The 24,149-nt window shown below is 71.9% G+C and carries 23 protein-coding genes; 5 read left to right on the top strand and 18 right to left on the bottom strand.

Translation table 11 applies throughout. The features are described 5' to 3' along the window. Positions 1 to 150: 150 nt before the first annotated feature. Complete coding sequence (locus ACIQFX_RS18405) at positions 151 to 1,965, bottom strand: ABC transporter permease/substrate binding protein (protein WP_402464250.1); 1,815 nt, start codon at positions 1,963 to 1,965, stop codon at positions 151 to 153. Continuing rightward, on the bottom strand, positions 1,958 to 3,034 hold the full coding sequence (locus ACIQFX_RS18410) for a glycine betaine/L-proline ABC transporter ATP-binding protein (protein ID WP_402464252.1): 1,077 nt from the start codon (positions 3,032 to 3,034) through the stop codon (positions 1,958 to 1,960). The genes ACIQFX_RS18405 and ACIQFX_RS18410 overlap by 8 nt, the downstream gene beginning before the upstream one ends. Positions 3,035 to 3,361: 327 nt before the next feature. Between ACIQFX_RS18410 and ACIQFX_RS18415 the strand changes: the two genes are divergently transcribed. Further along, positions 3,362 to 4,294: a 5'-3' exonuclease H3TH domain-containing protein gene (locus ACIQFX_RS18415; RefSeq protein ID WP_402464254.1), complete on the top strand. Its 933-nt coding sequence runs from the start codon at positions 3,362 to 3,364 to the stop codon at positions 4,292 to 4,294. An 89-nt stretch (positions 4,295 to 4,383) separates the two neighbouring features. Further along, positions 4,384 to 5,220 carry a siderophore-interacting protein gene (locus tag ACIQFX_RS18420; protein WP_402464256.1) on the top strand — a complete coding sequence of 279 codons (837 nt, stop codon included), beginning with the start codon at positions 4,384 to 4,386 and terminating at the stop codon, positions 5,218 to 5,220. Positions 5,221 to 5,396: 176 nt separating this feature from the next. On the opposite strand, the gene ACIQFX_RS18425 is transcribed toward ACIQFX_RS18420, so the two are convergent. Next, positions 5,397 to 6,029, bottom strand: coding sequence for a MerR family transcriptional regulator (locus ACIQFX_RS18425; RefSeq protein ID WP_402464258.1), 633 nt, complete (start codon positions 6,027 to 6,029; stop codon positions 5,397 to 5,399). A gap of 140 nt (positions 6,030 to 6,169) precedes the next feature. Here ACIQFX_RS18425 and ACIQFX_RS18430 point away from each other — a divergent pair, with 140 nt between their 5' ends. Together ACIQFX_RS18430 and ACIQFX_RS18435 are read left to right on the top strand one after the other, a co-directional pair. Then, complete coding sequence (locus ACIQFX_RS18430) at positions 6,170 to 7,138, top strand: hypothetical protein (RefSeq protein WP_402464260.1); 969 nt, start codon at positions 6,170 to 6,172, stop codon at positions 7,136 to 7,138. Further along, positions 7,135 to 7,584, top strand: coding sequence for an ABA4-like family protein (locus ACIQFX_RS18435; protein WP_402464262.1), 450 nt, complete (start codon positions 7,135 to 7,137; stop codon positions 7,582 to 7,584). The genes ACIQFX_RS18430 and ACIQFX_RS18435 overlap by 4 nt, the downstream gene beginning before the upstream one ends. Before the next feature lie 50 nt (positions 7,585 to 7,634). Here the strand turns inward: ACIQFX_RS18435 and ACIQFX_RS18440 are convergent, their stop codons facing one another. The 14 genes from ACIQFX_RS18440 to ACIQFX_RS18505 form a co-directional block, all read right to left on the bottom strand. Next, positions 7,635 to 8,438: a class I SAM-dependent methyltransferase gene (locus ACIQFX_RS18440; protein ID WP_402464264.1), complete on the bottom strand. Its 804-nt coding sequence runs from the start codon at positions 8,436 to 8,438 to the stop codon at positions 7,635 to 7,637. Positions 8,439 to 8,469: 31 nt separating this feature from the next. Further along, positions 8,470 to 9,858: a cytochrome P450 gene (locus ACIQFX_RS18445; protein WP_402464267.1), complete on the bottom strand. Its 1,389-nt coding sequence runs from the start codon at positions 9,856 to 9,858 to the stop codon at positions 8,470 to 8,472. A gap of 191 nt (positions 9,859 to 10,049) precedes the next feature. Further along, complete coding sequence (locus ACIQFX_RS18450; protein ID WP_402464268.1) at positions 10,050 to 12,875, bottom strand: DEAD/DEAH box helicase; 2,826 nt, start codon at positions 12,873 to 12,875, stop codon at positions 10,050 to 10,052. Positions 12,876 to 12,919: 44 nt separating this feature from the next. Continuing rightward, entirely contained in the window at positions 12,920 to 13,867 is a 948-nt protein-coding gene (locus ACIQFX_RS18455) for a diacylglycerol kinase (protein ID WP_402464270.1), read from the bottom strand. A 41-nt stretch (positions 13,868 to 13,908) separates the two neighbouring features. Further along, complete coding sequence (gene tatC, locus ACIQFX_RS18460) at positions 13,909 to 14,811, bottom strand: twin-arginine translocase subunit TatC (RefSeq protein ID WP_402464637.1); 903 nt, start codon at positions 14,809 to 14,811, stop codon at positions 13,909 to 13,911. A gap of 104 nt (positions 14,812 to 14,915) precedes the next feature. Continuing rightward, positions 14,916 to 15,203, bottom strand: coding sequence for a Sec-independent protein translocase subunit TatA (gene tatA, locus ACIQFX_RS18465; RefSeq protein ID WP_362560481.1), 288 nt, complete (start codon positions 15,201 to 15,203; stop codon positions 14,916 to 14,918). 186 nt (positions 15,204 to 15,389) lie between these two features. After that, complete coding sequence (locus ACIQFX_RS18470; RefSeq protein ID WP_402464273.1) at positions 15,390 to 15,587, bottom strand: hypothetical protein; 198 nt, start codon at positions 15,585 to 15,587, stop codon at positions 15,390 to 15,392. 14 nt (positions 15,588 to 15,601) lie between these two features. Further along, positions 15,602 to 15,865, bottom strand: coding sequence for a hypothetical protein (locus ACIQFX_RS18475; RefSeq protein ID WP_367820572.1), 264 nt, complete (start codon positions 15,863 to 15,865; stop codon positions 15,602 to 15,604). Positions 15,866 to 15,917: 52 nt separating this feature from the next. Next, on the bottom strand, positions 15,918 to 16,871 hold the full coding sequence (locus ACIQFX_RS18480; protein WP_376490198.1) for a helix-turn-helix transcriptional regulator: 954 nt from the start codon (positions 16,869 to 16,871) through the stop codon (positions 15,918 to 15,920). A 16-nt stretch (positions 16,872 to 16,887) separates the two neighbouring features. Continuing rightward, positions 16,888 to 17,844: a helix-turn-helix transcriptional regulator gene (locus ACIQFX_RS18485; protein WP_376490199.1), complete on the bottom strand. Its 957-nt coding sequence runs from the start codon at positions 17,842 to 17,844 to the stop codon at positions 16,888 to 16,890. Positions 17,845 to 17,985: 141 nt separating this feature from the next. After that, entirely contained in the window at positions 17,986 to 18,366 is a 381-nt protein-coding gene (locus tag ACIQFX_RS18490; protein ID WP_402464276.1) for an FKBP-type peptidyl-prolyl cis-trans isomerase, read from the bottom strand. Between the two features lie 43 nt (positions 18,367 to 18,409). Next, the gene (locus ACIQFX_RS18495) at positions 18,410 to 19,348 is read right to left on the bottom strand and encodes an FKBP-type peptidyl-prolyl cis-trans isomerase (RefSeq protein WP_402464278.1); all 939 of its coding nucleotides are present in this window, start codon (positions 19,346 to 19,348) and stop codon (positions 18,410 to 18,412) included. Positions 19,349 to 19,465: 117 nt separating this feature from the next. Beyond that, on the bottom strand, positions 19,466 to 20,827 hold the full coding sequence (gene pafA, locus ACIQFX_RS18500) for a Pup--protein ligase (RefSeq protein ID WP_017241694.1): 1,362 nt from the start codon (positions 20,825 to 20,827) through the stop codon (positions 19,466 to 19,468). 69 nt (positions 20,828 to 20,896) lie between these two features. Further along, positions 20,897 to 22,168: an MFS transporter gene (locus tag ACIQFX_RS18505; RefSeq protein WP_402464280.1), complete on the bottom strand. Its 1,272-nt coding sequence runs from the start codon at positions 22,166 to 22,168 to the stop codon at positions 20,897 to 20,899. Positions 22,169 to 22,292: 124 nt separating this feature from the next. Between ACIQFX_RS18505 and ACIQFX_RS18510 the strand changes: the two genes are divergently transcribed. Continuing rightward, the gene (locus tag ACIQFX_RS18510) at positions 22,293 to 23,312 is read left to right on the top strand and encodes a LacI family DNA-binding transcriptional regulator (RefSeq protein ID WP_402464282.1); all 1,020 of its coding nucleotides are present in this window, start codon (positions 22,293 to 22,295) and stop codon (positions 23,310 to 23,312) included. A 61-nt stretch (positions 23,313 to 23,373) separates the two neighbouring features. Here the strand turns inward: ACIQFX_RS18510 and prcA are convergent, their stop codons facing one another. Further along, on the bottom strand, positions 23,374 to 24,126 hold the full coding sequence (gene prcA, locus ACIQFX_RS18515) for a proteasome subunit alpha (protein WP_402464285.1): 753 nt from the start codon (positions 24,124 to 24,126) through the stop codon (positions 23,374 to 23,376). Positions 24,127 to 24,149 lie beyond the last annotated feature (23 nt).

The following is a 24,149-nucleotide window of genomic DNA, read 5'->3' on the forward strand; positions in this document are numbered from 1 at the left end:
GGACCGGTGTACCGGTCGGTTACCTGAACCTTACGCAGCTTTGGGGCGGGGTTTCTCGTCGTGTGGAAAAGGGGCGGTCGCCGAACACGCTCGGCGACCGCCCCTTTTCGGACAGGAGTCACGCACCGTCCGTCGGACGGGCTCCGGTCGCTACCTCGGGGTGAGCTTCTCCGCGAGGCCGGGGGTGCGGTCCAGCCAGGTCCGGACGGCCTGCTGCTCCTTGCCCTTCCCGGTCTCCTGGATGACGGCTTCGAGGTCCGTGAGCTGCTTCTCGGTCAGCTCGAAGTCCTTCAGCCAGTTGCCGATCTCGGGGTTCTCGGCGGCGAAACCCTTGCGGGCGAGGGTGTGGACTCCGTCGCCCTCGCCCCAGGAGCCCTTCGGGTCCGCGAGCTTCTTCAGCTCGTGCGCGGAGTAGGCCCAGTGCGGCGACCAGAGGGTGACGACGACCGGTTCCTTTCGGTCGTACGCGCGCTTCAACTCGGCGAGCATGCCGGGCGTGGAGCCGTCGACGACCTCGTACTCGCCCTCGAGGCCGTACTCCTCGAGCACCTTGTCCTCGAGGATGCCCATCATTCCGGCGCTGGGCTCGATGCCGACGATACGGCCCTTGAACTGCCCCGCCTTCCCCTTGAGGTCGGCGAGCGAGTCGACGCCCTTCACGTACGAGGGGACGGAGAGCTCCAGCGAGGTGGGGCCGTACCAGGAGCCGAGGTCCTCCAGCTTGCTCCGGTACTTCTCCCAGTACTGGGCGTGGGTGACGGGCAGCCAGGCGTCGGTCTGGAAGTCGAGCTGCCCGCCGGCCAGGCCGGTGTAGAGCGCGCCGGCCTCCAGCTGCTTGGTCTCGACCTCGTAGCCGCGCCGCTCCAGGAGCTCCTTCCAGAGGTACGTGGAGGCGATGCCCTCGTCCCAGGGGATGTAGCCGATGCTGATCTTCTTGCCGTGGCCGCCGTTCGCTCCGGAGGCGCTCGGGGAGGTCGTGCCGCCGGAGCGGCCGAGGAACCCCGTGCCGCCGGCGACGAGGGCGAGGACGACGACGCCGACGAGGGCCGTGACGGGCTGCGGGCGGTGGGCCCAGAGCTTCGCCCCGGGGCGCTTCGAGGCCAGCGCGGCGCGCGCCTTGGCGGCGGCGCGGCGGCCCAGCGGGGAGACCTGGCGGCCGAGCGCGCCGGTCATCCGGTCCAGGTACATGGCGAGGACGACGATGGAGGTTCCGGCCTCGAAGCCGAGGCCGATGTCGACGTTGCCGATGGCCCGGTAGACCGCGCCGCCGAGCCCGCCGCCGCCGACCATGCCCGCGATGACGACCATGGACAGGCCGAGCATGATGACCTGGTTGACGCCCGCCATGATCGTCGGCAGGGCGAGCGGCAGCTGCACGCGCAGCAGGGTGTCGCGCGGCGTGGTGCCGAAGGCCTGGGCGGCCTCGACGAGTTCGCCGTCGACCTGGCGGATGCCGAGCTCGGTCATCCGGACGCCGGGGGGCAGCGCGAACACGATGGTGGCGATGATGCCGGGGACCACTCCCACGCCGAAGAAGATGATGCCGGGGATGAGGTAGACCATCGCCGGCATGGTCTGCATGAAGTCGAGCACGGGGCGCAGCACCGCGCTGACCGTCTTCGAGCGGGCCGCCCAGATGCCGAGCGGGACGGCGATCACCAGGGTCACGAGCGTCGACACGAGGACGAGCGAGAGCGTCGCCATGGCCTCGTCCCACAGCTGGACGGAGTCCACGAGGGCGAATCCGGCGAACGCCAGGACGGCGGCGGCGAGGCCGCGCAGCCACCAGGCGACGACGGCGAGGATGCCCGCGAAGAGCAGCGGCTGGGGTGCCGACAGGGCGGCGTCGATGCCGTCGTAGAGGCCGGTGACGCCGGCGCTGACCGCGTCGAAGAGCCAGGAGAACTGCGCCTGGAGCCAGTCGACGGAGCTGTCGACCCACTGGCCGAGGGGAAGCCTAGGCACCGGCGGTCACCTCCCGGGCCCCGGCGTACGGGGCATCCGTCGCGCCGAGACCGCCCATCGCGGCGAGGAGGCGTTCGGGCGGTACGACTCCGAGGACGGTGCCGTCGGAGTCCTCGACGGTCACGGGGTGCGGGGCGAGGGCGGCGACGGCGCACAGGTCCGCGACGAGCGTGTCGGGGCCGACGGCCCGGCAGGCGCAGTCGGCGGGGCAGTCGGCCGCGGGGGCGCCGGCCTTCATGACCGCGGAGGCGGTGAGCACCCGGGAGCGGTCGACGTCCTGGGTGAAGGAGGCGACGTAGTCGTCGGCGGGGCGGACGAGGATGTCCTCCGCCGTGCCGAGCTGGACGATCCGGCCGTTGCGCATGACGGCGATCCGGTCGCCGAGGCGCATGGCCTCGTTGAGGTCGTGGGTGATGAAGACGATGGTCTTCTTCAGGCGCTGCTGGAGGACGAGGAGCTGGTCCTGCATGTCGCGGCGGATGAGCGGGTCGAGCGCGCTGAACGACTCGTCCATGAGCAGCAGGTCCGCGTCCGTGGCGAGCGCGCGGGCCAGGCCGACGCGCTGCTGCATGCCGCCGGACAGCTCGTCGGGCCAGGACTTCTCCCAGCCGCCGAGCCCGCACAGTTCGAGCGCCTCGGTGGCGCGGGTCTCGCGCTCGGTGCGCGGGACGCCCTGCACCTCCAGGCCGTAGGCGGCGTTCTCCAGGACGTTTCGGTGCGGGAACAGCGCGAAGTGCTGGAAGACCATGCTGATCTTCTCGGCGCGGACCGTGCGCAGCTCGCGGGGAGAGAGAGCGGTGAGGTCGCGGCCGTCGAAGAGGACCCGGCCCGCGGTGGGTTCGAGCAGACCGTTGAGCATGCGCAGGAGCGTCGACTTCCCGGATCCCGACAGGCCCATCACGACGAAGATCTGACCGGGTTCGACGGTGAAGCCGGCGTCGACGACGGCGGCCGTCGCCCCCTCGACCCGCAGTTCCTCGCGGTCGGCGCCGTCGGCCAGCCTGCGGACGGCTTCGTCGGGTCGTCTGCCGAACACCTTGTACAGATGGTCGGCCTGGAGCCTGGGCACATACACCTCACGGGTAGCAATGAAGAACGGCCCCACCACCCCCGCGCGGCCGGGCCGTGGAGCGGGCGGGATCGGCCCGCGGCCCGTCGCGTACGGGGACTTCTCCGTCTCGTCCCGTACCGGGTCCGCTCCGGGCTCCCGCCTCCCCGGCTTCACCGGGTGCAAACGCAAAGGTGACACGCGTCACGCCGGGGCTCGCGGTGCGGCCCGCCGAGGCCGGGCCTGTCGGTCCCCGGGGTGCCGCCCGGGCCGGGTCCGCCGGTCCCGGCGGGAGGTGCCGCCCGGGCCGGGTCCGTCGGTCCCCGAGGTCTGTCGGTGGCGTGCGGCATGATCGGGCGGGTGACCCGACGTTTGATGCTCCTCGACACCGCCAGCCTGTACTTCCGCGCCTACTTCGGCGTCCCGGACTCGGTCCGCGCACCGGACGGCACCCCGGTGAACGCCGTTCGCGGGCTGCTCGACTTCATCACCCGGCTCGTCCAGGACCACCGCCCCGACGACCTCGTGGCCTGCTGGGACGAGGACTGGCGGCCGCAGTGGCGGGTCGACCTCATCCCCTCGTACAAGGCGCACCGGGTGGCGGTCGAGACGGAGACCGGCCCGGACGAGGAGGAGATCCCCGACACCCTCTCCCCGCAGGTGCCGGTCATCGAGGAGGTCCTCGCCGCGCTCGGCATCGCCCGCGTCGGCGCCGCCGGTTACGAGGCCGACGACGTCATCGGGACGCTGGCGGGCCGCGCGACGGGCCCGGTCGACATCGTCACGGGCGACCGCGACCTCTTCCAGCTGGTGGACGACGCCCGCGAGGTGCGCGTGCTGTACCCGCGCAAGGGCGTCGGCGACTGCGACCTGGTGGACGCGGAGCTCATCCGGACCAAGTACGGGGTGCGCCCCGACCAGTACGCGGACTTCGCCGCGCTGCGCGGGGACGCGAGCGACGGGCTGCCAGGCGTCAAGGGCATCGGCGAGAAGACGGCCGCCCAGCTCGTCACCGAGTACGGCGACCTCGCCGGGGTCCGGGCGGCCGCCGAGGACCGGGCCTCGAAGCTCACGCCCGCCAAGCGGCGCGGGATCGTCGAGGCCGCCGCGTACCTCGACGTGGCCCCCACGGTCGTCCGCGTCGCCGGGGACGCCCCCCTGCCCGCCTTCGACCCGGCACTCCCCTCGGCCCCCCACGACCCGGCGGCCCTCGACGCCCTGGTGAAGCGCTGGGGCCTGGGCGGCGCCGTCGGACGCCTGCTTCCGGTACTGGAGCGCTGACGGGGCGGGGCCGTACGGGGGCTTAGGGTGTGCCGCTCCGAGGTGCTAGCTTAGGCATACCTAAGTACGCAGAGTCAGGAGAGCCCCTCGTGGCAGAGCAGCCGGCCCGCAAGGCACCGAAGGCCACCGAAGCGCACGTGGTGCGCACCGAGCGGATCACGCCGCACATGGTGCGGGTGGTCCTGGGCGGCCCCGGGCTCGACGGCTTCGACGCCGGCGAGTACACCGACCACTACGTGAAGCTGCTCTTCGCCCCGGAGGGGGTCGCCTACCCGGAGCCGTTCGACATGGAGAGGATCCGGGCGGAGTTCCCCCGGGAGCAGTGGCCGACGACCCGGACGTACACCGTACGGGCGTGGGACGTGCTGCACCGCGAGCTCACGGTCGACTTCGTGGTGCACGGCGACGAGGGCCTGGCCGGCCCGTGGGCGGCGCGCGCGCAGGTGGGCGAGACCGTGCGCTTCCTCGGCCCGGGCGGCGGCTACACGCCGGACCCGGCCGCGGACTGGCACCTGCTCGTGGGTGACGAGAGCGCGCTGCCGGCGATCGCGGTCGCCCTGGAGCGGCTGCCCGCCGGCGCGCGGGTGCACGCGTTCGTCGAGGTGTCGGACGCGGCGGAGGAGCAGAAGTTCTCGACGGCCGACGGGGTGGACGTCACCTGGCTGCACCGGGGCGACCGCCCGGCCGGCGAGGCGCTCGTCGAGGCCGTCCGCGCCCTGGACTTCCCGGCCGGTGACGTCCACGCCTTCGTCCACGGCGAGGCCGGCTTCGTGAAGGAGCTGCGCAGCCACCTCCGCCTCGACCGCGGAGTGGCCCGCGAGCGCCTCTCGATCTCGGGCTACTGGCGCCTGGGCAAGTCGGACGAGGCCTGGCGCGCGATCAAGCGCGAATGGAACGAGCAGGTGGAGCGCGAGCAGGAGAACTGACGCTCTCCCTCAGGGGGTGTCGTGCGTGCCGGGCCCCGCGAGCCCGGCGTGATCGACAGGACACCCCTCAGGGGCGGGGCGGGTGCCGACGGCATCCACCGCACCACGTGGGGCGGGGCGGGTGCCCTCGGTGCCCGCCCCGCCCCTTTCGCGTTCCGGAGCCGGACCCCGCCGCCCTACGTCGCCTCCCCGAAGACGCGCTCCGAGGCGTCGACGTGGGCCATCCGGCGAAGGGCCGAGAAGATCGCGTCGCCGAGGATCGTGCCGACGACGGTGCTCTCCACCAGCTCCTCGCGGGCCACGTTGCGCGCGACGTAGTCGAGGTCCGCCCGCGCCACCTGCTCAGCGGCGTCCGCGTAGACGTTCAGGACGTCGACGAACGCGCCGTGGCCGACCTCGTCGAGGGCCGCGAGCGCCGTCGCCAGCGACTGCGAGGCGGGGTTGTCGGGGACCGTGTTCCAGCCGCGCGCGGCGATCAGATCGTCGACCTTCCGCCGCGCCTCCTCCATTCCGGCGCCGGGCTCGCGGTCGTAGCGCGGCACCATGCGGCTGGCCGCCGCGCCGAGGACCTTGTGCACCGGCCGGTCCGGGTCGTCGACCGCCTCGATGACGCTGCGGATCCCCGCGACCGACAGTCCACCCACGTCGAGGAGCGCCCGGATCAGGCGGAGGCGCCGTACGTGCGTCTCTCCGTACGAGGCCTGGTTCGGGCTCGTCAACTCCCCGGCCGGCAGCAGGCCTTCCCGTACGTAGAACTTGATCGTCGGCACGGACACCCCGGCCCTGCGACTCAACTCTCCGATGCGCACCGCGTGTTCATCCTTCCGGTCTTTCCACGGCCTTGCCGACCGAGGCCTCCATCATAGATAGTGGCGCTATCAGATAGTGGCTAGTGCCACTATCCATACCTCAACTGTCCTTCCTGTCACGGTTTTCCACGGGGGATCACATGTCCTTACTGCACCCGCTCGCCCGCCTGCACCGACCGCTCGTCTGGTTCACCGCGTCGATGGCGGTCCTCGCGGTCGTCTCCGGCATCGGCCTGGTCGTCGACGACCGGATCCTGGTCGGCGTACCGATCTGGAGCAAGCCGCTCAAGTTCTCGCTCTCGTTCATCGCGTACGGACTCTCGCTCGCCTGGATGCTGTCGCTGCTCGCCCCGCTGCCGCGCGCCCACCGCATCGGCTGGTGGGCCGGCACGGTGGTCGCCGTCGCCAGCGCCGTCGAGATGGTGCTCATCACCCTCCAGGTGGTCCGGGGCACCCAGAGCCACTTCAACCAGGCAACGCCCTTCGACAACGCCGTCTTCCAGGTCATGGGCGGCACGATCGTCGTGCTGTGGCTGGGCGCCCTGGCCATCGTGGTCCTGCTGCTCCGCGCCCGGATCCTCGACCGGTCCACCGCCTGGGCCGTCCGCCTCTCCTCGCTGATCGCCCTGGCGGGCGCCGCCGTCGGCTTCCTGATGGTCCCTCCGACCCCGGAGCAGCTCGCGGTCGACGAATCGCCGATCAGCGGCGCCCACAGCGTCGGCGTCCCGGACGGCGGTCCGTCGATGCCCCTGACGGGCTGGTCCACCACCGGCGGCGACCTGCGCATCCCGCACTTCTTCGGCATGCACGCGCTGCAGCTGCTCCCGCTCCTGCTGCTCGTCCTCGCCGCGCTCACCCCGCGCTTCGTCCGCCTCGCCGACGACCGCGTCCGCCTGCGGCTGACCCTCACCGCCGCCGGCGCCTACACCGCGACCTTCCTCCTCCTGACCTGGCAGGCCCTCCGCGGCCAGGCCCTCTTCTCACCGGACGGCGCGACGCTGACCGCGGCGGCCGCGATCGTCCTGCTCACCGCGCTCGCCACCGCCCTGTCCCTGCGGGCCGCGGCCCCCTCCCCCGCACCGGCACCCTCCGAGGAGGTCCCGGCATGACCGGCTTCCTGTTCGAGCTGACCTTCCTCCTCGCGGCCCCGGTCTGGCTGCTCATGATCTTCGCCCCGCACTGGCGGACCACCGAGCGCATCGCCGCCTCCCCGCTGACCGTCCTCCCCCTCCTGGTCGTCTGGGCGGTGTTCGCCGCTCCCGTCTTCCCGGAGCTCTGGACCGCCGTCACCAGCCCCGACATCGACACCTTCCGCGACCTCACCACACTGGCCAACGGCGCCAGCGCCCTCTGGGCCCAGGTCATCGCCTGGGACCTCCTCCTCGGCCAGTGGATCTACCGCGAGGCCCGCCGCCTCGCCGTCCCTCCCCTCCTGATGGCCCCTCTCCTCCTCCTCACCATCCTCCTCTCCCCCCTCGGCCTCCCCCTCTTCCTCCTCGTCCGCGCCCGTTGGACGGCCCTCGCCGAGCAGCGACCGGCCCCCGTCCCGGCCTGACCGGCGCGGCCCCCGCCATGCGAGGGCCGCGCCCCCGCCACCCCGGCCCGTCAGGCCGGGGTCTTCTTGCGGGCGGTGAGCTGGAAGAGGCGGGCGGTGCGGGCGTACGGGGGCAGGGCGGTCGTGGCGAGTTCGAGGCGTTCGAGGTCGGCGTAGTAGGTCGGGTCGTACTTGCGGGCGTCGTCGGTGAGGTAGTCGCAGAAGGTGCGGATGCCGTAGTGGTGCACGTCCTGGCAGCCGAGGGCTTCGAGGAGGGAGGTGACCTCCTCGGCGGTGTGGAGGGTGAGGTCGGTGTCGAACATGTCGTTGCGGAGTCGGTCGGAGTCGAGGGCGGCCAGGGCGGCGGCGGGGTCGAGTCGTCGGACGGCGATGTTCAGGGGCTCGGAGTGCCGGTTGATGGCCATGACGGAGAAGAGTCCGCCGTGCTTCAGGGGAGCGAGTGCCGTGGTGAGGGTGCCGGGGACGTCGTCGACGTGGGCGAGGAGGTTGTGGCAGAGGACCACGTCGAACGCGCCGGCGGTGATGTCCGGCGGCAGGGTGCGCACGTCGGCCCGGACGCAGGTGATCCGGTCCGACAGGCCGCTCGCCTCGGCGCGGGCCTCGGCGGCGGTCAGCATGGCGGGGGCGAGGTCGACGACGGTGACGTGGTGGCCGCGGGCGGCCAGCCGTATCGCGTCTCCGCCGTCGCCGCCGGCGAGGTCGAGGATCCGGAGCGGGCCGCCCGCGGTGCCGTCGTCGAGGTGGCGCACGAGGTTCACCTCGGCGAGCGTGTAGCGGAGACGGCCCCAGGGGGCGTCCTGCCATTCCTGCCAGGTGGCCATCGCGGTGTCGAACGTGTCGTGATCTTGAGCCATCGCCCGACGATAGCCACCCGGCTCCGGTGGGTCAGCCCCGGGCTCGGACCGTGGCGTGGACGTCGCGGTCCGGTTGGAGGGTGAGGCTGGGGACGGGGCGGATGTCGTCGGTGGTGAGGTCGAGGTGGAAGCGGCGGGCGAGGACGGCGAGGACGAGGACGGCCTCGACGAGGGCGAAGCGGGTGCCGAGGCAGACGCGTGGGCCGCCGCCGAAGGGGAACCAGGCGTACTCGGGTATCTGCTCGGCGGGTTCGCCGTCTCCTGTGGTGAGCCAGCGCTCGGGGCGGAAGGCGTCGGCGTCGCCGTACCAGCGGGGGTCGCGGTGGGTGGCCCACTGGCTGGACCAGACGCGGGTCCCGGTGGGGACGGGGGTGCCGCCGAGGGTGGCGCCCTCCTTGGCGATGCCGGTGATGAGCCAGATCGTCGGGTAGAGGCGGAGGGTCTCCTTGACCACGGCCTGGGTGTACGTCAGGGAGGCGTAGTCGTCGTAGCCGGGTTCGTGGTCGGCGAGGACCCGGTCGAGTTCCTCGGCGAGGGCGTCGCGGACCCGGGGGTTGCGGGAAAGCAGGTACCAGGCCCAGACGAGGGTGGAGCTGGTGGTCTCGTGGCCGCCGATGTAGAGGGTGACGGTCTCGTCGCGGATCTCCCGGTCGGAGAGGCGGGCGCCGGTCTCGTCCCGGGCCGCGAGGAGGCGGCTGAGGAGGTCGGGGCGCTCCGTGTCGCCGTCGCGGTGGCGGGAGACGACGCGGGAGACCTCGGCGTCGATGACGGCGGTGGCGCGCTTGATGCGGGCGCGTCCGGGGGTGGGGATCCAGTCGGGGAGCACGGCTCCGATGCCGCTGAACTCGGCGCCGATCTCCTTCTGCGCGATGTCCATGGCCCGGCCGATGGACTCGGCGTCCGCCGCGGTGTCGACGCCGAAGATGGTGCGGACGGCGATGAGTTGGGTGAGGGCGGCCATCTCCTTCTTGATGTCGACGTGCTGCCCGTCGGTCCACCGGTCGGCGAGGGCGACGGCGCACTCGGCCATCGTCGCGGCGTAGGAGCGGACCTGCTTGGGGCGGACGGAGGGCTGGACCAGGGAGCGCTTGCGCCGCCAGTCGGCGCCCTTGGCGACGACCACGCCGTTTCCGAGGAGGGTGCGGAAGGCGATGCCGAGGTCGGGCTGGTCGAAGGTGCGCTCGACCTCGGTGAGGAGTTCGCCGACGGCGTCCGGGTGGGCGATGAAGAGGGCGGGGCCGCGGCCGAAGCGCCAGCGGACGAAGTCCCCGCGCTCCCTGAGCTGTTCGAAGAAGGCGAGCGGGTCCTTGCCGAAGGCGGGCAGGTTGCCGAGGAGCGGCACTCCCCGGGGGCCCTCGGCGATGGTCGCGGTCGGCTGCGTCGCGCGTGTCCCGGCGTCGGGACCGGCTTGCCTGGTCACGTACGTCCCCTCCCCAACTCACTGTCCGTGTGTACGAGTCCATGCAAGCGGAAGGGTCCTCCCCCGCGCCAGCCCTGTGGACGACGACCTGTGGACAACCGGCCGCGGGTGGTGCGCCGAGGGGTGCGACGGATACGCCGAAGGGGCCCGTGGCGTGCGCGCCACGGGCCCCTTCGGGAACGGTCGGACCGTCAGCCCACCGAGCTGTAGGCCACGACACCGCGCAGCAGCGCGTCCACGGCCTTGCGGGCGTTCTTCGCGACGGTGCTGTTCTCCTTGGGAGCGGCCGCGGCGATCTGTCCGAGGACGTCGATGACCTGCTTGCACCAGCGGACGAAGTCGCCGGCGGGCATCTCGGCCTCGCGGAGGACCTCGTCGAGGCTCTTGTCGGAGGCCCACTGGTAGGCGGCCCAGGCGAAGCCGAGGTCGGGTTCGCGCTGGCCGACCCCCTCGGCCTGGTTGATCTTGAATTCCTCTTCGAGGGCGTCGAGGCGGCCCCAGATGCGGACCATCTCGCCGAGCGCCGCCTTGGCGTTGCCGGTCGGCAGCTTGGGCGCGACGGCGTCGTCGGCCTGACGCGACTCGAACACCAACGCGGAGACGCAGGCGGCGAGTTCGGGCGGGGTGAGGCCCTCCCAGACGCGGTCGCGCAGGCACTCGCTGGCGAGCAGGTCGAGTTCGCCGTAGAGCCGGGCGAGCCGCTTGCCGTTGTCGGTGACGTCGTCGCCGCGCAGGTAGTCGAGTTCGGTGAGGAGCGCGACGATCCGGTCGAAGGTGCGGGCGATGGTGTTGGTGCGGCCCTCGATGCGCCGCTCCAGCTGCTGGGTGTCGCGCTGGAGGCGGTAATAGCGCTCGGCCCAGCGGGCGTGGTCCTCGCGCTCGTCGCAGCCGTGGCAGGGGTGGGCGCGGATCTCGGTGCGCAGCCGGGCGATCTCCCGGTCGTCGGCGGCGGCGGAGCGCTGCTTGTGGTGGCGCTCGGGGTTGATGTGTCCGGCCTTGCTGCGCAGGGCGGAGGCGAGGTCGCGGCGGGACTGCGGGGAGCGGGGGTTGAAGGTCTTGGGGATCCTCATCCGCTCCAGCGCCTCGACGGGCACGGGGAAGTCGATGGAGGCGAGCCTCTTGACCTGCCGCTCGGCGGTGAGGACGAGGGGGCGCGGGCCGTCGTGGTACTCGAAGCCGCGGTGGCCGTTGGTGCGGCCCGCCGGGATGCCGGGGTCGAGGACGAGGGCGAGGCCGGCGAACTTGCCGGTCGGCACGTGGATGATGTCGCCGGGCTTCAGCTTCTCCAGCGAGCCGGCGGCCTGGGCGCGGCGCTGGGCGGCGCCCTGCCGGGCCAGTTCGGTCTCGCGGTCCTTGAGGTCGCGGCGGAGCCGCGCGTACTCCTCGAAGTCGCCGAGGTGGCAGGTCATGCCCTCGCGGTAGCCCTCGAGTCCCTCTTCGTTCTTCTGCACCTGCCGGGAGATGCCGACGACGGAGCGGTCGGCCTGGAACTGGGCGAAGGAGGTTTCGAGGAGTTCGCGGGAGCGGTGCCGACCGAACTGGTCGACGAGGTTGACCGCCATGTTGTACGAGGGCCGGAAGCTGGAGCGCAGGGGGTAGGTGCGCGTGCCGGCGAGTCCGGCGAGGTGGCCGGGGTCGAGGCCGCGCTGCCAGAGGACGACGGCGTGGCCCTCGACGTCGATGCCGCGGCGGCCGGCGCGGCCGGTGAGCTGGGTGTACTCGCCGGGGGTGATGTCGGCGTGCTGCTCGCCGTTCCACTTGACGAGCTTCTCGAGGACGACGGACCGCGCGGGCATGTTGATGCCGAGGGCCAGGGTCTCGGTCGCGAAGACGGCCTTGACGAGCCCGCGGACGAAGAGCTCCTCGACGACTTCCTTGAAGGTGGGGAGCATGCCGGCGTGGTGGGCGGCGATGCCCCGCTCCAGGGCTTCGAGCCACTCGTAGTAGCCGAGGACGTGGAGGTCCTCGGCGGGGATGGCGGCGGTGCGCTCCTCGACGATCTCGCGGACGCGCAGGCGTCCCTCGTCGTTGTTGAGGCGCAGTCCGGCGTACAGGCACTGCTGGACGGCGGCCTCGCAGCCGGCGCGGCTGAAGATGAAGGTGATGGCGGGGAGGAGTCCCTCGGCGTCGAGGCGCTCGATGACCTCGGGGCGGCCGGGGGTCCAGATGCGGGAGCGCTGGCGGCGCTCGCGCTCGCGGTCGGCCTCGCGGACCATCTTGCCGCGGCGCCGGTCGCGCGGGTTGTAGGCCGTGTTCTCGGTGCGGGCGAGGCGCATGAGGTCGGGGTTGACCTCGCGGCGGGCGGAGCCGCGGCCGCCGTGGTCGGTCTCCTCCTCGAAGAGGTCGTACATCCGGCGTCCGGCGAGGACGTGCTGCCAGAGCGGCACGGGGCGGCTCTCGGAGACGATGACCTCGGTGTCGCCGCGGACGGTGTCGAGCCAGTCGCCGAACTCCTCGGCGTTGGAGACGGTCGCGGAGAGCGAGACGAGGGTGACGGATTCGGGGAGGTGGATGATCACTTCCTCCCAGACCGCGCCGCGGAAGCGGTCGGAGAGGTAGTGGACCTCGTCCATGACGACGTATCCGAGGCCGGAGAGGGCCTGGGATCCGGCGTAGAGCATGTTGCGGAGGACTTCGGTGGTCATGACGACGATCGGTGCGTCGCCGTTGACACTGTTGTCGCCGGTGAGGAGGCCGACCTTGTCGGCGCCGTACCGCTTGACGAGGTCGGCGTACTTCTGGTTCGACAGCGCCTTGATGGGCGTCGTGTAGAAGCACTTGCGGCCCTGGGTGAGGGCGAGGTGGACGGCGAACTCGCCGACGATGGTCTTGCCGGAGCCCGTGGGCGCGGCGACGAGCACGCCCTTGCCCGCTTCGAGTGCCTGGCACGCCTCGATCTGGAAGGGGTCCAGACCGAAGTCGTACAGCTCGCGGAAGGGTGCCAGTGCGGTGCGCTGCTCGGCGTTGCGGGCGCGGGCGGCCGCGTACGCCTCGGCTGGTGTGAGGTCCTCTGTCATCTTGTTGTCGAGCCTACCCGCCACCTGTGACAGTGACGCGATCTTTATCGAGGGGATGCGGAGGGGTCGGTTCCAGGGGGTGCGGGGTCGGCGGGCGCGAGGACCCGCAGGGCGCCGGGGACGCACTCCGCGGCGAGCGGCAGCGGGCCGAGCGGCTCGCCGTCGGCGTAACCGGTGGTGTCCGGGGCGTCGAGGGTGAGGGAGCGGACGCGGTGGGTGGTGACCTCGGGGTGGTCGAGGTGCGTGCCCTTGTAGACCCGGGGGAAGACCTTGAGGAGGGTGGTGCGGTCGCAGTCGCCGACGACGGTGACGTCGAGGAGTCCGTCGTCGGTGCGGGCGTCGGCGCAGATCCGCATGCCTCCGCCGTAGGAGCTGCCGTTGCCGACGGCGACGAGGGTCGCGTCGGTCTCCAGGACGCGCCCGTCGTCGAAGGCGAGGCGGTACGGGACGGGCCGGAAGGCGGCGAGCTCGGCGAGGATCGCGAGGTCGTACTTGAAGCGGCCGACGGGGAGGCGCATCCGGTTGCCGCGGTCGTTGACCCGGGAGTCGAATCCGGAGGCGAGCACGGTGCCGTACCAGCGGGTGCGGTTCCCGCTCGTCACGCGTCCGAGGTCCATCGCGCGGGCTCCCGTGCCCTTGAGGATCCCGGCGGCGAGGCGGGCCGCGGCGGCCGGGTCGCGGACGGGCAGGCCGAGGGTGCGGGCGAAGTCGTTGCCGGTGCCGGCGGCGATGACGCCGAGCGGGGTGCGGGTTCCCGCGACGGCCTGGAGGGCGAGGGAGATCATGCCGTCGCCGCCGACGGCGACGAGGGCTCCGGTGCCCTCGTCGACGGCCTCGCGCGCGCGTGCCAGGGCGTCGGCGGCGTCGAGCCCGAGGACGGTGCGGACGGAGAATCCCGCGTCCCTGAGCACCCGCGCGGCGGGCTGGGCGGCGCGGGCCCCGCGGCCGCGGCCCGCGGTGGGATTGACGAAGAGGGTGATGTCGCTGGTCATTGGGGGTCCCCCCGGACGGAGTCTGGGGGGACCCTACAAGATCAGGTGATGTCGTCGTAACCGTTGAGCCGCTGCACGGTGGTTCCGCCGTGCTCGCCGGTGGCCTGCTCGGGCAGGGCGCGGGCGGCGGCGACGGGTTCGACGGCGCCGACGGCCTGGGGCGTCAGGTCGAGCGAGGAGGCCTCGTCGTCGTCGAGCTCGGCGTCGGGGTTGCCGCGCCTGCGCCGTCGGTCGTTGAGGAGGGAGAAGCCGACGGCCCCGAAGTACAGGATCGTGATCGGCCCGGCGAGGGCGATCATGCCGATCGGGTCGGTGGTCGGGGTGATGACGGCGCCGAAGACGAAGACGCCCATGATCACGCCGCGCCACCAGCCGGCCATGCGGCGACCGGTGAGGACACCGGTGAGGTTCAGCATCACCAGGACGAGGGGGAGCTCGAAGGCGAGGCCGAAGACGAGCACCATGCGCAGCGTGAAGTCGAGGACGTCGTTGAGCGACAGGATGTTCGCGGAGCCGCTGGGCGTGAGGCTGATGAGGACCTTCACGCTGATGGGCAGGATGAGGTACGCGAGGTACGCGCCCGCGGCGAAGAGCGGCACGGCCGCGCCGACGAAGGCGTACGTGTACTTCTTCTCGTTCTTGTGCAGTCCGGGCGCGACGAACGCCCACAGCTGGTAGAGCCAGACCGGGCTCGCGACGACGAGGCCCGCGGTCAGCGACAGCTGGATCGTCGTGCTGAAGGGAGCCATCAGCGTGTTGAAGGAGACGATCGCGCAGTTGCCGCCGTCGCTGGTGACACCCGGAGAGCAGGTGGGCACCGACTTCGTCAGAAACTGCATCAGCTCCTCGCTGTAGGCGAGGGCGACGATCGTCACCGCCGCGATGGCGAGGAGGCCCTTCGCCAGGCGGTTGCGGAGTTCACGCAGGTGCTCCACGAGGGGCATCCGGCCCTCGGGATCCTTCTCCTGCTTGGGGGCAGACTTGGGCAACCCAGGTCCTCATCTCGTGCGGCAGCCGCCGCCCGGTGCGGCGGCTGCGGCGGACCGGGTCAGCGCTTGGTGGTGTCCGAGGGCTCGGCCACGGGGCGCGAGCTGGTCACGTCGCCGGGAGCGGCCTGGATGGTGCGCGGCGCGGGCTCCTGCGTCCCGGTGCCCGCGTGCGGCGGGTCGGCGGGGGCGCTCTGCTGGTCGTCCGACTTCATCGCCTTCGCCTCGCTCTTGAGGATGCGAGCCGACTTGCCCAGCGAGCGGGCCATGTCCGGGAGCTTCTTGGCGCCGAACAGGAGGATGATCACGACGAGGATCAGAATGATCTCGGTGGGGCCGAGCCTACCCATAGCGTTTACCTTCTTCACCGAGGCGACATGGAGTGCGGGCGCCCGGCGGGTCGGACACCTGTCCGGCCACCGCGCTGCCTGCGATCGTAACCCGCAGGAGTAAACGCAGGGCAATGCCCTTGCATACTCCCGATTTCGTGCCACGAGCCCGGGTGAGGGCCCTTTCACGCAGGGTACGTCACGGTCTCAGCGCAGTGTCTCGCCGGTTCGGGCCAGTCCCACGGCGGCCGTTTCCAGCTCCCCGGCCGCCCGGTTGATCTGCTCCGTGGTGTGCGCCACTTGTCGGCCGAAGCGCTGCACTTCGAGGAACACCTTGATGGCGAGGACCCCGAGGACGGCGATGCCGAGGAAGCCGAGGGCGATGGCGAGCATGGGCCAGAACATGTACGTGAGCCTACTCAGACGGTCGTGTGGAGCCTCAGGGTGCGCACGCCGCCGCCGGTGAGGAGTTCGACGATGCGCTCGCCCGCGGGCTTGCGGACGGCACTGCCGCACTCGGGGCAGGTGAACGAGTAGAAGGTCGTGCGGCGGCTTGCGCCGATGGCCAGGCGCAGGGCGCTCGCGGAGAGTTCGAAGCGGGAGCGGCAGTCGGGGCAGGCGGCCTTGAAGAGGACCGGGGCGATCGTCGCCGTGAGACCGTGCATCGCGGACACTTCCCTCATCTCTCTCTGGACCTTCGGTACGTCAGTAACAGCGTCGCGGGTACGAGGACCGTCACACTCCCTCGTACGCGGCGAGCGCCGCGGCCGCCGCGGTCCTGGCGCTGTCGGCGAGTTCGGCCGGTGCGACGATCCGGCCGTCGCTGCCCAGCCGGAGCGCGAGCCTGCGCAGCGAGGCGGGGTCGGGCGTCCGCAGCGTGATCCGCAGTCCGCCGTCGGGCAGCTCGTCGGCCCGGTCGTGCGGGTAGTACTCGGCGACCCAGCGGCCGCCCGGGCCCACCTCGACCACGACCTCCGGGTCGTCGGCGGACGGGTGCACGAGGCCCTCGGAGAGGTCGCGCAGTTCCAGTTCCGGCGGCGCGGCGTGCTCGTCGAGGATGCGGATCTCCACGACGCGGTCGAGCCGGAAGGTGCGGCGCGCCTCGGAGAGCCGGCACCACGCCTCCATGTACGTGTGGCCGACGGCGAAGAGCCGGATCGGGTCGACCTCGCGCTCGGTGAGCTCGTCGCGCGCGGGCGAGTAGTAGCGCACCCAGAGGCGCCGGCGCTCGGAGATGGCCCGGTCGACCTCGGCGAACACGCCGCCCTCGGACTCGAAGGTGACCGAGAGCCGGGAGCTGGCCCCGGCGGCCTCGCCCGCCGCGGCCTCCAGCTTGGCGGTGGCGCGCAGCAGCGCTTCCCGGTCGCTCTCGCGGAGCCCGGGCAGGGTGGCGACGGCGCGGGCGGCGACGAGGAGGGCGGTCGCCTCATCGGCGGCGAGCCGCAGCGGCGCCGCCACGTCGTCGGGGTTGTGCCACCAGATCCGGTCGCCGTCGGTGTCGATGTCGAGGAGGTCTCCGCCGCGGAAGCTGGTGCCGCACATGGGCAGCACGTCCAGGTCGGAGATCAGCTCGTCCTCGGTGATCCCGAAAGCGCGCGCGACGTCGGCGACGTGCGCGCCGGGGCGCTCGCGGAGGTAGGTGACCAGGGAGAGCATCCGCCTCGTCTGGTCGATCGCGTTGGCAGCCATGCGGTTCGTCTCCCCCTCAGCCCTTGGCCACGGCGCGCAGCCGGTCCATCACATCGGCCCGCAGATCGGCGGGTTCCCGTACGACGACGTCGGGGCCGAACTCGACCAGCCAGGCGTCGAGCCCGTGGCCGTACGGGATCTCCAGCTCGTCCCACCCGTCGGCGCCCTCCTGTACGGACAGGGCGCGGGCGCGCAGCGGGTAGCCGCAGCCGGCGCGGAGCCGGATGCGGGCGGTGCGGGTCGCGGTCTCGCCCGCCCAGCTCTCGACGGTCTCCCGGACGGTGACGACGTCGGGCACGGGCGCGGTGAAGGCGCCGGCCCGGGAGCGGACCTTGCCGGTGATCCGGGAGAGGCGGAAGACGCGCTCGGCGCCGCGGTCGCGGTCCCAGCCCGCGAGGTACCAGTGGCCGCGCCAGCATTCGAGGGTCCAGGGCTCGACCTGGCGGGTCTCGGGACGGGCGGCGTTGGCCTTGCGGTAGTCGAAGACGACGGGGCGGCGGTCGCGGCAGGCCAGCATGAGCGGCTCGAAGGCGGCCTCGTGGACCGGAATGCGGGGTTCGAGGGCGCTGGGCTGGGTCTCGTACGAGTCCTCCGCCTCCGGCATGCCGGCGGCGCGGAGCTTCTGGAGGGCGCCGCTGGCGGCCCCGGCGAGGCGGGCCTGCTGCCAGACCTTGGCGGCGAGGCCGAGCGCGGCGGCCTCCTCGGCGTCCAGGGTGATGGGCGGCAGCCGGTTGGAGTCGCGGCGGGCCAGGTATCCGGTCTCGCCCTCCAGGTTCTCGACGGTCTCGATGACGAGGCCGAGCTCGCGGAGGTCGTCCTTGTCGCGCTCGAACATGCGGTTGAAGGCGTCGTCACCGGAGGCTTCGAGGTAGGCCTCGATGGAGCCCCGGAGTTCACGCTTGCTCAGCGGGCGGCGCGTCCCGAGCAGGCACAGCGCGAGATTCATCAGCCGCTCGGACTTGGCAATCGCCATCGACGCCCTGCACCTCTTCCGCGGGTTCGCTTCTCGGACGTCCGACCGTACCGCCCCGGAGTGTCGCGGCCAAAGCCGAGGGCCCCCGCCACGGATGGCGGGGGCCCCTGGGCGACCTGCGGCGGTCGCGGTGCGCGCGGGTCAGCGCTTCTTCACGGCCACGAGGTCGCAGACGAAGATCAGCGTCTCGCCCGGGGCGATCGCGCTGCCGGCGCCGCGGTCGCCGTAGGCGAGGTGCGCGGGGATGACCAGCTGGCGGCGGCCGCCGACCTTCATGCCCTGGATGCCCTGGTCCCAGCCCTGGATGACCTGACCGGCGCCCAGGTTGAAGTCGAGCGCGCTGCCGCGGTTCCAGGAGGCGTCGAACTCCTCACCGGTGGAGAAGGCCACGCCCACGTAGTGGACCTTGACGAAGTCACCGGCGGCGGCGACCTCGCCGTCGCCCTCCCAGATCTCCTTGATCTCCAGGTCCTTCGGCGGCTCGCCGCCCGGGAAGTCGATCTCGGGCTTCTCGATGCTCACTGAACTGCTCCTCATACTGATGAACTGCGCGATCGGGACAGTCTTACATCTTCGTCAGGATGTCCACGGCGAAGACCAGCGTGGAGTTCTTCGGGATGCCCTGCTTCTCCTCGTTGCCGAACGCCTCGGACGGCGGGGCGACGATGAGGACGCGGCTGCCGATCTTCTTGCCGACGAGGCCGTTCTTGAGGCCCTTCAGCGTGAGCTGCTCGAGCGGGAAGTTCGCGGGCTTGCCGGTGGTGTAGGTCGAGTCGAAGACCTTGCCGTCCTTCCAGAGGGCGGCGACGTAGTTCACGACGACCGTGTCGGTGGCCTTGACGGCCTCGCCGTTGGACTCCAGCACGTAGTTCGACACGAGCTTGGTCGGCGGGTCGACCTTGGGGACCGTCAGCGAGGGGGCCTTGCCGTCGGTGTTGGTGCCGACCTTCGGCAGGTCCTTGTCGTCCTGGGCGACCGGGGTGCCCGTGGCGGACTTCGGGATGGTGACGGCCTTCAGGATGTCCACGACGAAGACGAGGGTGGCGTTGGGCTTGATGTCGCCCTGGCCCTGCGCGCCGTAGCCGAGCTCCGGCGGGATGCCGATCTCGATGCGGCTGCCGACCTTCTGACCCTCCAGGCCCTGGTCCCAGCCCTTGATGACCTGGCCGGCACCCAGCGTGAGGTCGAACGGCTGGCCGCGGTCGAAGCTGTTGTCGAAGGGGGTGGTGGAGTCCCAGGCCTGGCCCAGGTAGTTCACCTGGAGCGCGTCGCCCTTCTTCGTCACCGGGCCCGTGCCCTCGCTGATGACGTTGACCTTCAGTTCCTTGGGCGGGTCACCCTCGCCCTTGGCGAGGGTCGGCTTCTCGCCGAACTTCTCCCCCGCGGTGATGGCGGGCAGCCCGTTCTTCATCGAGGCGGAATCGGAGCCCTTGTCGTCGCTGCCGCACGCCGCTGTCGAGAGCAGCAGCAGCGGGACGACGAGAAGGCCGGCAAGTCGGCGCACGTGTTCCTCAGATCTCAGACGGCACAGTAGTTGTGCCGACACTCTAGGGGACCCTCCTCTCGGCGTGAGGGCCCCGCACGTGAATCGTGCGGGGCCCCGGGCGCGTACGACCTGGTCTTACATACCGGCGATCAGCTTTTCCACCCGGTCGTCGACGGAGCGGAACGGGTCCTTGCACAGCACGGTGCGCTGTGCCTGGTCGTTCAGCTTGAGGTGCACCCAGTCGACGGTGAAGTCCCGGCGCTGCTCCTGGGCGCGGCGGATGAAGTCGCCGCGGAGCCGGGCCCGAGTGGTCTGCGGGGGCACCGACTTGCCCTCGAAGATCTTCAGGTCGTTGCAGATCCGCGCCGCCTGCCCGTTCTTCTGGAGCAGGTAGTAGAGCCCACGACGGCGGTGGATGTCGTGGTAGGCGAGGTCTATCTGCGCGACCCTCGGGTTCGACATGGTCATGTTGTGCTTGGCCCGGTAGCGCTCGATGAGCCGGTGCTTCATGACCCAGTCGATCTCGGTCTCGATGCGGTCGAGCTGCTCGCTCTCGATCGCGTCGAGCGTGCGGCCCCACAGCTCCAGGACCTGGGCGACGGTGCCGGAGCGGATGCCGCGGCGGTCGACGAAGTCCACGGCCTTCTCGTAGTACTCGCGCTGGACCTCCAGGGCGGAGGCCTCGCGGCCGCTGGCGAGGCGGACCTTGCGCTGGCCCGTGATGTCGTGGCTGACCTCGCGGATCGCCCTGATGGGGTTCTCCAGGGTCAGGTCGCGCATCACGGTGCCGGCCTCGATCATGCGGAGCACCAGGTCGGTGGCGCCGACCTTGAGCAGCATGGTCGTCTCCGACATGTTCGAGTCGCCGACGATGACGTGGAGCCGGCGGTAGCGCTCGGCGTCGGCGTGCGGCTCGTCCCGGGTGTTGATGATGGGCCGCGAGCGGGTGGTCGCGGAGCTGACGCCCTCCCAGATGTGCTCGGCGCGCTGGGAGACGCAGAAGACCGCGCCCCGCGGGGTCTGGAGGACCTTTCCCGCGCCGCAGATCAGCTGCCGCGTGACGAGGAAGGGAATGAGGATGTCCGCCAGCCGGGAGAACTCGCCGTGGCGGGCGACGAGATAGTTCTCGTGGCAGCCGTAGGAGTTTCCCGCCGAGTCGGTGTTGTTCTTGAAGAGGTAGACGTCGCCGGCGATTCCCTCCTCGTGCAGGCGGCGTTCGGCGTCGACGAGAAGGCCTTCGAGAATGCGCTCGCCGGCCTTGTCGTGGGTGACCAGTTCGGTCACGTTGTCGCATTCCGGTGTGGCGTATTCCGGATGCGATCCCACGTCGAGGTACAGGCGGGCGCCGTTCCGCAGGAAGACATTGCTGCTGCGGCCCCATGACACGACACGGCGGAAGAGGTAGCGCGCCACTTCGTCAGGAGACAGTCGGCGCTGTCCCCTGAACGTGCACGTGACGCCGTACTCGTTCTCCAGCCCGAAAATGCGGCGGTCCATGTCTGAACATTACGCCTGACGGCCTGTGCTGAAACCGGGTTGGCCGTTCCCGTTTCGATCATTTTCCGATCAGCACGCGTTCTTTTCGGTGTGTACGGCGGTGGGGACCGTCTCGCCGACGGCGTGTCGCGCGGTGTCGCCGGGCATGTCGGGCGCGGCGAGGACGCGGCCGGTGGCGAGGAGGACGAGGAGGGCGACGAGGCCGCCCGCGCCGGCGACGGCGAACCCGGCGACGGTCCCGGCCAGTTCGACCGCGGGTCCGGCGACGGCGGAACCGAGGGCCGCGCCGACGCCGAAGGTGGTGACGAGCCAGGAGAAGGCCTCGGTGACGGTGCCGCGCGGGGCGTGCCGGTCGACCACGATGAAGGCGCAGGCGAGGACGGGTGCGAGGAAGACCCCGGAGAGGACCGAGAGGGCGGTCATGGCGACGGGTCCGGGAGTGAGCATGAGCGGCAGGTAGCAGACCGCGAGCAGCAGGACGAGGACCCGCAGCCGCCGTTCGGGGGTGCCCGCCCACGGCCGGGCGCCGTAGACGGTGCCGCCGATCAGGGCGCCGAGACCGAGGGCGGCCATCAGCCAGCCGTAGACGGACGGGGTGCCGCGGTCGTCGGCGTAGGCGACGGCGGCGACGGTGATGGAGCCGAGGGCGAGGCCGACGAAGAAGAACGAGCCGAGGAGGGCGAGCAGCCCGGGCGAGCGCAGGGCGCCCAGCCAGTGGGCCTCCCGGGTGGCCGAGCGCCAGGCGCGGGACGGCTCGGAGAGCACGACGGCGAGGGCGCCGAGGATACCGAGGACGTTGATGACGAGGAGGGCGGCGGCGGGCGACCGGACGGCGACGAGGAGCGTCACGAGCAGCGGGCCGACGGTGAACATGACCTCCTGGGCGACGGCGTCGAGGGCGTACGCCCGGTGCACCCGGTCCTCGCGGCCCAGGACGCTCGGCCACAGGGCCCGCAGTCCGCCCTCCAGGGGCGGGGTGAAGAGTCCGGCGACGACGACGGCCGCGTAGGCGAGGGCGAGGTGGCCGATGCCGGTGAAGGCGAAGAGGACCATGCCGAGCGCCGAGAGGACGGCGGCGGGCAGCTGGACGCGGGGCTGGCCCTTGAGGTCGACGGCCCGGCCCAGGAGCGGCTGCCCGACGGCGTTGGCGAGGCCGTAGGCGGCGATCAGGCCGCCGGCCAGGGTGTAGCTGCCGCCCTGGTCCCGGACGAACAGGGTCATGGCGATGGGGCCGGTGCCGTTGGGCAGCCGTCCGACGAGGGTCCCGGTCAGCAGGCGGGCGGCGTGCGGTGCCCGGAGTATGTCGAGATAGCCGCCGTGCGCGGGGGCCTCGGTGGCCATGTCGGTCTCCCCTCACCTCGGATCCCGACCGAGGTTTTACGTATAACGTCAGGCGTCATACGTACCATGTCGGCAGTACGCGGGTCCAGCCCGCGCCCAGGGACCGTCCGACGCGGAGGCTTGTGTGCAGACCCCGGAGCCGCTCGGCGGCACGCGCCCGACCAGCCGGGACGTCGCCCGCACCGCGGGCGTCTCGCAGGCCACCGTCTCCCTCGTGCTCGGCGAGAAGTGGCGCGGCCGCGTCTCCGAGCGCACCGCGGAGGCCGTGCGGGCGGCCGCCCGGGACCTCGGCTACCGGCCGAACCTCGCCGCCCGCAACCTCCGGCTCGGCCGCACCCGCACCGCCATGCTCGTCGTGCCGGCCCTCACCAACGAGTTCTTCGCCCACGTCCACACGGGCGCGGCCCGAGCCGCGGCGCGGCACGGCTTCGGCGTGGTGCTCTACCCCTCCCCCGACGGCGTCGGGCCCGCCCGCGACCCCTTCGCCTCGGCCCAGGCCGCCCTGGACGGCGTCATCGCCTCCTCCATGGCCGCCGACGCCCTGAAGGCCTTCCGGGGCAGCGACCTGCCCCTCGTCATGCTCGACAGCGACCCGTCCGACCCCGGGGCCTCGGCGCACCTGAACCTCGACGTCGCCGACGGCATGCGGCGGGTGACCGACCACCTGCTCGGCCTCGGCCACCGCCGGTTCCTGCACCTGGCGTCCGCCGTCCCGTCCTGGACCTTCGACGTCCGCGCCGCGGCCCTCGCCGACGCCCTGCGCGGCGCGGAGCTGCGCACCGTGCGCTCCGCGCTGAACGTGGCCGACGCGCGGTCGGCCGCCCACAGCGCACTCGGCGACCCCGGCTTCCGGCCCACCGCGGTGGTCTGCGACGACGACATCCTCGCGGTCGGCGTCCTCAAGGCCGCCCGCCGGCTCGGACTGCGCGTCCCCGAGGACCTGTCGATCACCGGCTTCGACGACATGGCCCTCGCCGCCGCGGTGGAACCCGAGCTCACCACGGTCCGGCTCCCCGCCGAGGAGTTCGGCAGCCGGGGCATGGAGGCGCTCCTCGCCGTTCTCGCGGGCGAGGCGCCGCCACCGGTCACCCTGCCCGTGAGCCTCGTCCGGCGCGGCTCCACCGGCCCCGTACCGGCCCTCTGAGGCCGGAAACGCCGGAGGGGCCCCGGTCCGTGCGGACCGGGGCCCCTCCGGGCCGAGCCGACTACTCCTCGGGGGCCTCGTCCGAGGGCTCGTCCGTCTTGGCCACGGCCGCGTTCTCCGCCTCCAGGAGACGGGACAGCTGACGGCCGACGATCCGCTTGAACTTGCGCTGCTGCGGACGCGTGCGGTCGAGGACCGCCACCTCCAGGCGCTCCGCGGGGATCTCCCGCTCGGTGCCGTTGGTGTCCCGCGACAGCGCCTGGACGGCCAGCTTCAGGGCCTCGGCCAGGGACATGCCGTCCCGGTGCCGCTGGTCGAGGAAGGAGCTGATCTGCTCCGCGTTGCCGCCGACCGCGACCGAGCCGTGCTCGTCGACGATCGAGCCGTCGTGGGGCAGCCGGTAGATCTGGTCGCCCTCCGGCTCGGAGCCGACCTCGGCGACGACCAGCTCCACCTCGTACGGCTTCTCCCCCGCGCTGGAGAAGATCGTGCCCAGGGTCTGGGCGTAGACGTTGGCCAGGCCGCGAGCGGTGACGTCGTCCCGGTCGTAGGTGTAGCCCCGCAGGTCGGCGTAACGCACGCCGCCGATGCGGAGGTTCTCGTACTCGTTGTACTTGCCGGCGGCCGCGAAGCCGATCCGGTCGTAGATCTCGCTGAACTTGTGGAGGGCGCGCGACGGGTTCTCGCCGACGAAGACGATGCCGTCGGTGTACTGGAGGACGACGAGGCTGCGGCCCCGGGCGATGCCCTTGCGGGCGTACTCGGCCCGGTCGGCCATGGCCTGCTGGGGTGAGACATAGAACGGCGTGGACACCGGCTACCGTCCCTTTCTTCCGG

The organism is Streptomyces sp. NPDC093089 (genome assembly GCF_044754405.1).
Taxonomy (GTDB): domain Bacteria; phylum Actinomycetota; class Actinomycetes; order Streptomycetales; family Streptomycetaceae; genus Streptomyces.

Bases quoted from the DNA above. Each gene is read 5' to 3' on its own strand.
- ACIQFX_RS18455 (WP_402464270.1), bottom strand. From the start codon at position 13,867: ATGACCAGCGACATCACCCTCTTCGTCAATCCCACCGCGGGCCGCGGC.
- ACIQFX_RS18485 (WP_376490199.1), bottom strand. From the start codon at position 17,844: ATGGCGATTGCCAAGTCCGAGCGGCTGATGAATCTCGCGCTGTGCCTG.
- ACIQFX_RS18430 (WP_402464260.1), top strand. From the start codon at position 6,170: ATGTCCTTACTGCACCCGCTCGCCCGCCTGCACCGACCGCTCGTCTGG.
- ACIQFX_RS18450 (WP_402464268.1), bottom strand. From the start codon at position 12,875: ATGACAGAGGACCTCACACCAGCCGAGGCGTACGCGGCCGCCCGCGCC.
- ACIQFX_RS18480 (WP_376490198.1), bottom strand. From the start codon at position 16,871: ATGGCTGCCAACGCGATCGACCAGACGAGGCGGATGCTCTCCCTGGTC.
- tatA (WP_362560481.1), bottom strand. From the start codon at position 15,203: ATGGGTAGGCTCGGCCCCACCGAGATCATTCTGATCCTCGTCGTGATC.
- tatC (WP_402464637.1), bottom strand. From the start codon at position 14,811: ATGCCCCTCGTGGAGCACCTGCGTGAACTCCGCAACCGCCTGGCGAAG.
- ACIQFX_RS18470 (WP_402464273.1), bottom strand. From the start codon at position 15,587: ATGTTCTGGCCCATGCTCGCCATCGCCCTCGGCTTCCTCGGCATCGCC.
- pafA (WP_017241694.1), bottom strand. From the start codon at position 20,827: ATGGACCGCCGCATTTTCGGGCTGGAGAACGAGTACGGCGTCACGTGC.
- ACIQFX_RS18505 (WP_402464280.1), bottom strand. From the start codon at position 22,168: ATGGCCACCGAGGCCCCCGCGCACGGCGGCTATCTCGACATACTCCGG.
- ACIQFX_RS18440 (WP_402464264.1), bottom strand. From the start codon at position 8,438: ATGGCTCAAGATCACGACACGTTCGACACCGCGATGGCCACCTGGCAG.
- ACIQFX_RS18475 (WP_367820572.1), bottom strand. From the start codon at position 15,865: ATGAGGGAAGTGTCCGCGATGCACGGTCTCACGGCGACGATCGCCCCG.
- ACIQFX_RS18415 (WP_402464254.1), top strand. From the start codon at position 3,362: ATGATCGGGCGGGTGACCCGACGTTTGATGCTCCTCGACACCGCCAGC.
- ACIQFX_RS18435 (WP_402464262.1), top strand. From the start codon at position 7,135: ATGACCGGCTTCCTGTTCGAGCTGACCTTCCTCCTCGCGGCCCCGGTC.